Origin of the sequence: Aerococcus mictus (assembly GCF_003286595.3) — a bacterium.
Classification (GTDB): Bacteria; Bacillota; Bacilli; order Lactobacillales; family Aerococcaceae; genus Aerococcus; species Aerococcus mictus.
In genome coordinates, this window is record NZ_CP132985.1 from 975129 (window position 1) to 987229 (window position 12101).

A 12101-nucleotide genomic window follows, 5' to 3' on the forward strand; every position below is an offset into this window, starting at 1 on the left:
TCACAGCCTCTTTCTCAATGCAGTCCCTTATTTAAGCAAGTCATAAGACGCCTAAGCCTGTAGTAAGCTTAGGGAAAATCACTTTTAAATAATAGTCTCAAGCTCGCCTAAGTCTGTTTTATAACGTAAGGAGCACCTCATGATACAAGCACAGAATATTGAATTTATGCTAAGCGCCGCCAGTCCTAAACAATACCCAGTTCCTGACCGCCCAGAGATTGCTTTAGCTGGCCGGTCCAATGTGGGGAAGAGCAGTTTCATTAATACCATGACCAACCATAAAAAGATTGCTCGTATTTCCAGTAAGCCTGGGAAGACCCAGCAGTTAAATTATTATAATCTTGATAATAGTCTTTACTTAGTTGACGTTCCTGGCTATGGATACGCCAAAGTAAGTAAAACGGAGCGAAGTCGCTGGCAAAAACAACTGGCAGATTATTTTATCCAACGGGAAAATTTAGAAGCTGTCTTTCTTTTGGTAGATTTTAGACACCGACCGAGTAAAGATGATATCAATATGAAAGATTTTCTTGACCAGTGTCAGGTACCGTATTTTATTATTGCGACTAAGGCGGATAAGGTGAAGAAAAATCAATGGCACAACCACCTGCAAGCTATAAAAGAAGATTTAGACTTGGTGACTGAAGATCAAATTTTACCTTATTCTTCTGCCAACCGTGAGGGGCGTGATGAGGCATGGGAAGTCATCAATGCCTTATTGGCTGGAGACTATGACGAATAGCTATTGTTTGAAAAGAAATATCTGACAATATTTTCGCTCTTATCTTGCATTCAAAAATTATCTTCACTATAATTTACTCTGATATAGCCAGTGGAGAAAGTGGGAGGATACAATGGCCTTTATACCGGAGGAAGTTATTGATCAGGTCCGCCAAAATGTTGACATTTTAGATATTATTGGTCAGTTTGTGGATCTTCAAAAGCGAGGAAAAAATTACTTTGGCAAATGTCCCTTTCACGATGAAAACACGCCCTCATTTACTGTAGAAGCTAATAAGCAATTTTATAAGTGCTTCTCTTGTGGTAAAGGTGGCAATGTCTTTAATTTCCTAATGGATTTAGAAGGATATAGCTTTCCTCAAGCTGTAAAAGAAGTGGCTCAATTAGCTAATCTTAAGTTGGACTTTAATTTTGACCAGCTAGACCCAGGGACCAGTGTCCGTCAGTATAATGAAGAAGAGCAAACGCTTATCGATATCCATGAAGAGCTGGCAAATTTATACCATTATTTATTAATGAATACCAAAGCTGGGCACCAAGCTTTGACCTATTTAGAAGACCGGGGGTTAAAATCGGAAACCCTAGTCCAATATCACATTGGTTGGTCTCCCTACGATGGCCAGTTAACTTTCAACCATGTAAAAAACAAGGGGTATGACAGTGAAGCAATTGTAGCTAGTGGCATTTTTGTGGGTGATGGTCCGGAAAAAATCGATCGCTTTAGGGGACGTATAGTATTTCCTTTACGTGATAAATTTGGTCATGTCTTGGGCTTCTCAGGAAGAATTCTTGAAGCCGATAGCGCAAATTCGCAGGCTAAATACTTAAACAGTCCAGAAACACCGATTTTTAAAAAAAATAATTTTCTATTTAACCTTGATTTAGCCCAAGACAGCATTCGCAAGGAAAAGGAAATTATTCTTTTTGAAGGCTTTATGGATGTCATTCATTCCTACCAGGCCGGGGTCAAGCAAGGCGTCGCTTCTTTGGGGACCAGTTTAACTGATCGTCAGATTCAAGTCCTCTATCGCAGCTCACGCCAACTTTTGCTCGCTTATGATGGTGACAAACCCGGTTTAAAGGCAAGTAAGCGGGCGCTTGAACACATCGCCCAGCAAAGTCCTAGTATGCGAGTTAACCTGCTCATGTTTCCAAGTGGGATGGATCCTGATGAATTTATTGGTCGCTATGGCGATCAACGCTACCAGCAATTTATCCAAGAGCAAAGAATGACGCCGATTGCTTTCTATCGGCACTTTTATCAGCAAGAGTTTTCTTTAGCAAATGACCAGGGTAAGATCCAATACATCAAGGCCATGCTAGCTGTTATTAGCCGCTTATCTTCCACTATTGAGCAAGATGTCTACTTACAGGAATTGAGTGAAGACACTGGGGTTGATAAACGTTCGCTTCAAGCCCAACTTCACTTTGAGCAGGAGACCGGACAGCGAGAAGAGCAGTTTTCTGAAGTTAGCCGCGAGGAAGCAGAAATACAACTGGATAAATTCCCCTTAAAAAAATATTCCAGTTTACAGCGCTTTGAGTTACAATTACTTAACCGACTACTAACATCTGAGAATGCTTGGTATTTAATCAAAAATATTGATGGAAACTTTCATTTTGAAAGTAGTAGTATTGAAAGTGTCTATCTTTTACTATGGGCCTACCGGCAAAGTGAAGGAGAAAGTATTGATATTGGGAATTTTTATCAGACCCTTCGCTCTGATGCTGATAGGCGGATCGTTATTGACGCTCAGGCGATGAATCTTCCGCCTGAGTGTACTGGTCAGGAAATTAGCGATTTAATTTATCAAATAAAAGATAAGAGTCATTATCAGGACCAAATTAGGCAGATCAACCGGGATATAGCGGATGCTAAGCAAATTAATGATTATGCTAAAATTAGCGATTTAAATCAACAGAGAATACAAATATTGCGACAAATGAAACTGTCAAAAAAGAAGTCAGGAGAGATTTAATTGAGCAAAACGACCGACAAGCAGGAAAAAACTTTAAAACAAGCCAGTCAAGAATTACTTAATGAGAAGAAAATATTGGGCTCTATTTTATATACTGAGTTAAGTGATAAAATTGCTCAACCCTATTCTTTGAATGATGAACAAATGGATCAGCTTATTGAAAAATTTGAAGACGGTGGCGTAGCCGTTGTTGATGAAGATGGGGGCCCAACTAACCGTCAGTTACAAAACGAAGCGCTTAAGATGCAAGAAGACGATGAAGAATCTGAAAAAGATATTGATCAAATCTTAGATGAAGAAGAAAAAACTAAGAAGAAAGATAAAAAAGACAAAAAAGATACTAATAAGTCGACTTCTTCAACGAGTTCAAAGGTAAAAACCAATGATCCTGTACGTATGTATCTTAAAGAAATTGGCCGAGTAGACTTACTGACAGCTGATGAAGAGGTTGCCCTTGCCAAAAGAATTGAAGCCGGAGATCCAGTAGCCAAGCAAGAGCTGGCCGAAGCCAATCTCCGTTTAGTCGTGTCGATTGCTAAACGTTATGTCGGTAGAGGTATGTCATTTTTAGACCTGATCCAAGAAGGAAATATGGGCTTAATGAAGGCAGTAGAAAAATTTGATTATACCAAGGGTTTCAAATTTTCCACTTATGCCACTTGGTGGATTCGTCAAGCGATTACCCGTTCGATCGCTGACCAAGCCCGTACCATTCGTATACCGGTACATATGGTGGAGACTATTAATAAATTAGTCCGCATTCAACGGCAATTACTCCAAGAACTCGGTCGCGAACCCACGCCAGAAGAAATTGGTGCGGAAATGGACCTACCTACTGAAAAAGTGAGAAACATTATGAAAATCTCACAAGAACCAGTTTCCTTGGAAACCCCTATTGGTGAAGAAGATGATTCCCATCTTGGCGATTTTATTGAAGACAATGATGCCATGCAGCCAGATGAATATACCAATCAGGAATTGTTAAAAGAACAACTCAATGAAGTGCTGGATACTTTAACTGATCGGGAAGAAAATGTCTTACGTCTTCGTTTCGGTTTAGAAGATGGTCAAACTAAAACGTTAGAACAAGTCGGACAACAATTTGGGGTGACTCGAGAAAGAATCCGTCAAATTGAAGCCAAGGCCTTACGTAAATTACGCCACCCAAGTCGTCTCAAACAATTAAAAGATTTTCTAGAAGACTAAAAGCAACTCTGATAATAGTAATGGCATTCAAATGTTGGATCCTTTTCCAATGCTTGAATGCCTTTATTTTATCCTTCGCTTTTTTAGATCACAATTGAAAGGAAAATGATCACTGTTGAATCCAATTATTAATCATGCTATCTTTAGATCAATTAGTTCATTCTAGAAGGAAGAGATGTCTTAGTGAAAGTAGTAAAATTCGGTGGTAGCTCTCTAGCTAATGATAAGCAAATAAAAAAAGTGAAGAATATCATCGCCAGTGATAAGGACCGAAAAATTATTATTGTTTCTGCACCTGGAAAGCGTTTTGATGGGGATATAAAAGTGACCGATTTATTAATTGAGTTAGCCTCACAGACACTGAATGGCAGCGTGGATACCTCCCAAACCTATAAGGAAATCGTTGAAAGGTATCGCGATATGGCAGAAGCCTTAGAAATACAAGAGCCAGTCATTGATGAAATCAAAAAATCTTTAAATGACATCCTCAATATGGATAAAAGTCAACCGGAATACTTTATCGATGCCCTCAAAGCGAGTGGGGAAGATAATAACGCTAAATTAATCGCGGCCTATTTCAGAACTTGTGGCTTGAATGCGAGCTACATCAACCCTGGTGAGGCGGGTTTGATTCTTAGTGATGAACCCGGCAATGCTAAGGTCTTAGCGGAATCCTATCTCAATTTAGCAAAATTAAAAGAACGTGATGAAATTTTAGTTTTTCCTGGCTTTTTTGGTTACACCAAAGAAGGTAAGTTAGTCACTTTTTCACGTGGTGGTAGCGACATTACCGGAGCTATCGTTGCCAATGGAGTGGGGGCCTCTATGTATGAGAACTTTACTGATGTTGATAGCATCTTTGTTGCTAGCCCGGCCCACGTTCACAACCCGGTTGGAATCAGCAATTTAACCTATCGAGAAATGCGTGAACTCTCCTATGCAGGCTTTACTGTGGTTCATGACGAGGCATTGTACCCTGCTTTTGCAGAAAACATTCCCGTCGTAGTCAAAAATACCAATAATCCGGAAGCCCCTGGGACAATGATTACGGAGAAAAAAATGACTGAAAATAAATGGCCAATTGCTGGTATCGCTAGCCATGGTGGATTTGCTTCTGTTTATATTACAAAATATATGATGAATCGCGAAGTGGGTTTTATGCGCCGAGTATTAAGCGTTTTTGAAGAATACGACTGTAGTGTAGAGCATGTGGTATCAGGGATTGATGATATTGACGTTATCTTTAAAGAAGAGCAACTTTCCGCAAAAGAATTAGATGAACTGCTTTTAGCGATCCAGACACGCACAGCAGCTGACAAGGTCGAAAAAAGAGAGAATCTTTGCCTCTTGATGATTGTTGGTGAATCCATGCAATCAAGTATCGGGATTACTGCCCGGGCGACTAAGGCCCTTAGTCAAGCTAACATTAACTTAGAAATGATTAACCAGGGGTCTAGCGAAAACAGTGTGATGTTTGGTATCAAGGAAAATAAAGAAGCAGAAGCTGTACGGGCAATTTATGATGAGTTTTTTGATGCAAAAGATTAATCTACATGTTAGGTTTAAAGAAAATCAGAGAAGCCACTAAAGAAGTCGAATTTGTTTTGACTAAAAGTAATTTTATGGATTGATTTATCACTTATTTTAAAAAATGCTTGCTATCTTAGAAGGAATAGGCTAAAGTAAGTAACAATAAATGTTACTAATACTTTGATAAAAAAGATTAGAAATTCTTTAGTCTTTTTTATTGGCCTAACTTATGAAAGGGGTTACTCACATGGCTCAAGCAAAAGTAGTGATTCAAAACCTAAAGAAGAGTTTTGATGATAATGAAGTTCTCAAAGATATCAACTTAGAAATCAGCGAAGGTGAAGTGGTCTGCATCATCGGTCCTTCGGGTTCAGGGAAATCTACTTTATTGCGATGCATTAATCGTTTAGAGACGATTGATGGGGGTAGTGTGGTAGTCGATGGTATTGATATGTCTGATGAAAGTATCGATATCGACAAGGCGCGTGAAAATATCGGAATGGTTTTCCAACAATTTAACCTATTTCCGCATATGACTGTTAAAGAAAATATTACTCTAGCACCTCTACAATTAAATAAATTAAGTCAAGAAGAAGCTGACCAAAAAGCCCTTGAGTTATTAGATAGCGTTGGCCTTAAAGAAAAAGCCGATGCTTATCCTAATTCCTTATCTGGTGGTCAAAAGCAACGGGTAGCAATTGCTCGGGCCTTGGCTATGGATCCTGACTTAATGTTATTTGACGAACCCACCTCAGCCTTGGACCCAGAAATGGTTGGTGACGTGTTAGAAGTCATGAAAGATCTTGCTAGACAAGGGATGACCATGGTAATTGTGACCCATGAAATGGGCTTTGCTAAAGAAGTGTCTGACCGTACCTTGTTTATGGATGGTGGTTACATTGTCGAGTCAGGGAAACCAGAAGACCTATTCAATCATCCCCAACATCAACGGACCCAAGATTTCTTAGAAAAGGTACTCTAATTAATAAAACAACTGACCTTGGAGTTAGCATGAACTAGTGGAGTCATTTAGATAAGAATATTTTTATTTAGAAGAGAGGCGGAGTCATTATCCTAGCCTCTTTTTTAATTTAGGAGGAGAAGAGTAATTCCGGCTTTTCAAGCTATGGTAAAAAAATTATAATTAAACAGGAAATCATTATAATTCTGATTAATGAATGGTACAATATTACTACTATTGATTTACGACTTGGAAAGGATGGAGCAAATTGCGCCAATTTTTTGAAAATAAAAAACTTGTGGTTGTGCTATTGAGTGTTATTAGCTCGCTTAGCCTGATTGCTTTTTCCACCTTTGGACAGGAAAGTTTACCCCAACCCATGACCTGGGTGAATGACTTTACTGCAATGGTAGCTCGCCTGATATCGACCCCAACAAATTCCATCATGCAATTTGGCGATTCTGTGACTAATTTACAGAACACCTATCAGGAAAATCAGCAATTAAAAAAACAACTGTCCACTTTACAGAGCTTAGAAGCTCAAAATACGATTTTAAAAGAAGAAAATAAGCAAATGACCAATCTTTTAAAATTGAAACCGACCCTGGTTGGCAAGACAGTAATTGCAGCTTCAGTCATTTCCAGAGCCCCTGAAAATTGGCTAGACAAGTTAACCATTGACGTCGGCTCAAACAACGGGGTTAAGGAGAACATGTCGGTCATGACTGACTCAGGCCTCATTGGTCGAGTTTCCGAAGTTGGTCCTACAAGTGCAAAAGTGAGCTTAGTCACTTCAGACCAAGAAGATGCGGTGGAAATTGCTGCTGGTGTCCAATCGGATGATGGGATATTTTATGGGGTGATTGACCAATACGATTCCAGTCATAACCGCTTAATTGTCAATCAAATTCCTAAGGAAGCTAAAATAAAAGAGGGGAATCTGGTAACCACAAGTGGTCTGGGAGGCGTTTCTCCAGAAGGTTTAATCATTGGAAAAGTGGCTAAAATGGAAGATGATGAATTTGCTTTAGCTAAACGTGTTTATGTCGAGCCAGCAGCGAATTTCAATGATATCCGTCATGTCTTTGTGATTATGTCTCAAAGAAGTGAACCAGATACAGAGAACCCTAATGCGGCTGAAGAAATTCCAGGAGCCAATCACCAAGCTCAAGCCAGCCAAGCTGGGGCAAGTAATCATGCAAATTAGGAGGAGAGAGTGATATGTTCGATTATATACGCTATCATTTAACCCTTCCTGTTTTCTTAATTTTTGTTTTCTTACTGGATGGCGCTTTAGTCAACGTCTTACTAGCTAGTGTGGATACCTATGCCTACCAAATTATTCCCAGTCTTTTACTGATAAGCTTAACCCTGATTCCCTTATACTATAACCAGCCAAGAACGATTTACTTGATGGCTTTTATTATTGGTTTTCTATATGATTCATACTATAACGGAATTCTAGGAATTAATTTATTTCTGTTTCCAGCAGTCGTTTACTTATCCTACCAGGTAAAAAATCGCTTTCCCTTGAATTTTTATAGCATTTGGGTCTGGGCTGTGATCATGTATCTTTTATATCACAATGTGATTTATTGGCTCTATAGGATCTTACGTATTCACGGGGACACTTATCTTAAGTTCTTAGCTAGCTTTTTAGGGCCCTCCCTATTATTTAATAGTTTAGTGATTTTTCTGCTCAACCTGATTATTTATCGCTTAGTAAATTGGGTCAAGGGCTGATCCTTATTGGGTTTTAAAAATAAATAAATCTTGCTAAATACAAATAATATCAGTATAATGAAAATTAATATCATAATGACAGTGAATGGAAGAGGCTAAAAGCTTTCTTTTAAAGAGAGTCTGGCTGGTGGAAACAGACAAAGAAACTTTAGCTACACACCCAGGAGTTAATAGTTTAAAAGGCTATTCGCCTAGCGAGCGTTACATCGCGATGTTACTAACATCATGAGGCAATTATTGTGAGGTAGTTGCGAAAAAAGGTGGAACCACGAAAGCGTCCTTTTCGTTTTGAACGAAGAGGGCGTTTTATTTTTTATTAAAAGAAAAGGAGGAGTTTGTCATGATAGCAGGATTCGACTTGAAAAAGTCTTGGATGGTTATGGTTTTTGCTTTAGTTACTATTTTGGGGTTGGTGGCAAACCACCATGTTGAAGCTGAAGAGACAGCTCCTCAAGAGCGGATGGAAGCAGTTGAAGAGGGGCCAAAAAGAGGCGATAAGGTCGTCATTGGCCTAGATGATACCTTTGCTCCTATGGGATTCCGTAATGGGCAAAATGAAATTGTTGGTTTTGACATTGACTTAGCCCAAGCTATTGCTGAAATTTACGGCTGGGAGCTCGACTTTCAGCCGATTGACTGGGCAATGAAAGAAACCGAATTGAATAGTGGTAATATTGACTTACTTTGGAATGGTGTCGGAATTACCCCTGAAAGAGAAGAACAGATGCTCTTTTCACAGCCTTATTTGGAAAGTCCAAACATCGTTATTACCAAAAAAGAAAGTCCCATAAAGGAACTCTCCGATTTACCTGGAAAAACGATTTCGACCCAGTCTGGCTCGACGACAGCTGAAGACATTAAGGATTGGCCCAATCAACTCTACCAAAAGCTGGCGCAAAAACCGGTTCTCTATTCCAGTTATAATGAGGTTTTTGCTGATTTAGATTCCGGTCGTGTGGATGCTGTGGTCACTGATTATACTTATGGTCACTATATTATGGAGGTTCGTGGGGAAGAAAAATATGACTCCTTCGTGGACCCCAGTAAGGAGCCTGAGCAAATGGCAGTCGCGATGCGAAAATCTGCTAGCGGTCTTAAGACAATGATCGACCAAGGGCTTGACCAAGTAAAGGCTAACGGGAAATATGATGAAATTGTCGCCAAATGGTTTGGAGAAAACCGCCAAGTGGCTAGCCAGGAGAATATTATTCAAAAAATACTTCCCTCCCTGTGGAGTGGTTTTAAACTAACCCTTGTCTTATTTGCCTTGGTACTGATACTTAGTCTTCCATTAGGTTTTCTTATCGCCATTTTGCGCGTCTTTAGCCCCAAACTGATTCAATGGTTAATTGAAGGCTATGTCTTTATTATGCGAGGGAGTCCGCTCATGTTACAACTGATGATGGTTTTCTTCGGCCTACCTTATTTAGGAATTAATTTGGATCGCTTTACCGCAGCCCTTATTGCCTTTGTGATAAATTATGCCGCTTATTTTGCGGAAATTTTTCGGGGTGGGATTACTTCCGTACCCCAAGGACAATATGAAAGTATCAAAGTCTTAGGAATTGGCTGGCAAAGAGGATTTCGTCGCATCATTTTACCCCAAGTGATGAAAATAACCCTACCATCTGTCGGTAATGAAGTGATTGCCTTAGTTAAGGATACTTCATTAGTCTATGTGATTGGCCTTGGAGAATTGTTACGGGCTGGTTCGATTGCTGCTAACACCTATGCAACCATTATTCCTTATCTGGTTTGTGGGGTGTTCTATTTAATCTTCACTGCCTTTGTAACCCTTGCCTTGCGTAGAATTGAATATCGGGTGAGCTGGTAGTCCAGCGATGAAAGAGGAGGGATTTTAATGGCCTTAATAGTTTCTAATTTAAAAAAAGCTTACAACGGTAATATGGTGATTGATAAATTTAATTGCCGGATTGATCCAGGGGAAATTGTTATTTTACTGGGTCCATCTGGAACCGGGAAGACGACATTTATGCGTTTGATCAATAACTTAGAAAAATGTGACCAAGGGAATATCGCCATTGGTGACCGGGTCCTCTGCCAAGAGACTTCCCAAGGGGTTCAATACAGTGATAAGGCCAGTCAACGCCGTTATCAAAACGCCATTGGCATGGTCTTTCAAAATTACCAATTGTTTCCTAATTTTACAGTATTAGACAATGTCTTAGAAGCACCTATCGCTCAAAAGTTAGCGCCAAAGTCCGATTTGCTCGATCAGGCCATGTTTTTACTAGATAGCGTGGGCCTAAAAGATAAGGCCAATGCCTATCCATCTACCTTGTCAGGAGGACAAAAGCAAAGGGTTGCTATTGCTAGAGCCATGATGCTGTCACCAGAGATCATTTGTTTTGATGAACCGACTTCAGCCCTTGACCGCGAGTCCGCTAATCAGGTAGGAAAGTTAGTTCAAGCTATTGCTAAACAAGGGAAGGGCATTTTAGTGGTTACCCACGATACCCAATTTGGTGAAGATTTTGGTACTCGGATTGTTTCTTCTGAAGAATTTAAATAAGCCATCTTAATTACTTATTATTATTTTTGGGAAAATGATTGCCAAGTAATCAAAGATTGTGCTATAGTATAAAAAATTGAATTTGCCTTTAAACCTGTCCCGTGAGGCAGGCAAGGAGACTTATATAAAAAAGGGATTAGTCTATACATGACTAGTCTTTTCGTCGAGCCTCCTTGTATAGGAGGCTTTTTTAGTGGAAAAAAGTGGATAAAAGAGGCTTGTTCAGTTCCTATCGACTAAAAATAGGCGTTAAAAGGCTCCTGTGAGAGCTAACGAAAGGATAAGAAATGACAAAAAAGAGATTAATTTTAGAAGATGGTAGTGTCTTTGAAGGAGAAGGCTTTGGTTACGACAAAGAGGTGATTGGTGAGCTGGTCTTTAATACTGGAATGTCTGGTTATCAAGAATCCATCACTGACCAATCTTACGCTGGTCAATTATTGACCTTTACTTATCCCTTAATTGGTAACTATGGGATTAATTATGATAACTATGAATCCTTAAATCCTTCATGTGTTGGTGTCATTGTTCATGAGTGGGCTAGACGTCCCAGTCATTGGAAGTCTCAAATGAATCTCGATACCTTCTTAAAACAGAAAAAAATTCCTGGCCTAGCTGGTATTGACACTCGTTTATTAACCAAGAAAATCCGCAAGCATGGGGTTATGAAGGCTTACTTAACCAGTAAAGAAGCCCCTTTGAGTGATCTATTGGCAGTCCTAAGGAATACAGAACTTGATCAAAAATTGATTCAAAAAGTCTCTACCCAAGCGGCTTATCCGATTCCTGGTCAAGGTTACCGGGTCATCGTGATGGACTTTGGTTTAAAACACTCAATCTTAGCTGAATTATCCAAGCGCAATTGTCAGGTGACCGTGGTTCCATATGATACCAGCTTAGAGGAAATTACCGCCCTAGCTCCAGATGGGATTGTTTTATCCAATGGACCTGGTGACCCTGATGATCTTCCTGAAGCATTAGACACCATCCGCGAATTAGAGAAGCGTTATCCCTTATTTGGAATCTGCATGGGCCATCAACTGTTTTCAAAGGCTAACGGGGCTAAAACTTATAAAATGAAATTTGGTCATCGTGGTTTTAACCATGCCGTTAGGGAACTTGCGACTGGTCAAATTCATTTTACTAGTCAAAACCACGGTTATGCTGTCAGTCGAGAAGATTTACCAGCAGACCTAGAAATCACCCATGAAGAGATTAATGACCATACTGTCGAAGGGCTTCGTCACAAAAAATACCCCGCCTTTTCGGTGCAATACCATCCCGATGCTTGCCCTGGCCCCCATGATGCTGACTATCTATTTGACAGCTTCTTAAAGTTAATTGAAGAAAGTAAACAAGCAAAATAGTCTATTTAAATCTAATCAGTGAGTTAGAAAATAGGAGGAAA

At 39.6% G+C, this 12101-nt stretch carries 10 protein-coding genes, 1 pseudogene and 1 other annotated feature; all 11 genes and pseudogenes read left to right on the top strand.

Annotated features, from left to right (window positions below):
- The first annotated feature begins 139 nt into the window (after window positions 1-139).
- Window positions 140-742 (top strand): ribosome biogenesis GTP-binding protein YihA/YsxC, encoded by a 603-nt coding sequence (yihA, locus tag DBT49_RS04585; RefSeq protein ID WP_070558032.1) that lies wholly within the window; start codon window positions 140-142, stop codon window positions 740-742.
- A 112-nt stretch (window positions 743-854) separates the two neighbouring features.
- Complete coding sequence (dnaG, locus tag DBT49_RS04590; RefSeq protein WP_111872349.1) at window positions 855-2720, top strand: DNA primase; 1866 nt, start codon at window positions 855-857, stop codon at window positions 2718-2720.
- Entirely contained in the window at window positions 2721-3926 is a 1206-nt protein-coding gene (rpoD, locus tag DBT49_RS04595; RefSeq protein ID WP_070558029.1) for an RNA polymerase sigma factor RpoD, read from the top strand. It abuts the gene before it with no gap.
- Window positions 3927-4109: 183 nt separating this feature from the next.
- Window positions 4110-5474 (top strand): aspartate kinase, encoded by a 1365-nt coding sequence (locus tag DBT49_RS04600; protein WP_070558027.1) that lies wholly within the window; start codon window positions 4110-4112, stop codon window positions 5472-5474.
- Window positions 5475-5703: 229 nt separating this feature from the next.
- Window positions 5704-6438: an amino acid ABC transporter ATP-binding protein gene (locus DBT49_RS04605; protein ID WP_101560462.1), complete on the top strand. Its 735-nt coding sequence runs from the start codon at window positions 5704-5706 to the stop codon at window positions 6436-6438.
- A 247-nt stretch (window positions 6439-6685) separates the two neighbouring features.
- Window positions 6686-7624, top strand: a complete 939-nt coding sequence (mreC, locus tag DBT49_RS04610) for a rod shape-determining protein MreC (RefSeq protein WP_070558023.1) — start codon at window positions 6686-6688, stop codon at window positions 7622-7624.
- Between the two features lie 14 nt (window positions 7625-7638).
- Window positions 7639-8160: a rod shape-determining protein MreD gene (gene mreD / locus DBT49_RS04615; protein WP_070558021.1), complete on the top strand. Its 522-nt coding sequence runs from the start codon at window positions 7639-7641 to the stop codon at window positions 8158-8160.
- Between the two features lie 72 nt (window positions 8161-8232).
- Window positions 8233-8445: a binding site (T-box leader), on the top strand.
- A gap of 175 nt (window positions 8446-8620) precedes the next feature.
- Window positions 8621-9325 (top strand): annotated as a pseudogene (locus DBT49_RS04620) (amino acid ABC transporter substrate-binding protein); the annotation flags it as partial.
- A gap of 39 nt (window positions 9326-9364) precedes the next feature.
- Window positions 9365-9994, top strand: coding sequence for an amino acid ABC transporter permease (locus DBT49_RS04625; protein ID WP_070558147.1), 630 nt, complete (start codon window positions 9365-9367; stop codon window positions 9992-9994).
- Window positions 9995-10021: 27 nt separating this feature from the next.
- Entirely contained in the window at window positions 10022-10693 is a 672-nt protein-coding gene (locus DBT49_RS04630; protein WP_070558020.1) for an amino acid ABC transporter ATP-binding protein, read from the top strand.
- Between the two features lie 287 nt (window positions 10694-10980).
- A complete protein-coding gene (locus tag DBT49_RS04635) occupies window positions 10981-12060 on the top strand; it encodes a carbamoyl phosphate synthase small subunit (protein ID WP_070558018.1) in 1080 nt (359 codons plus the stop codon).
- Window positions 12061-12101: the final 41 nt, after the last annotated feature.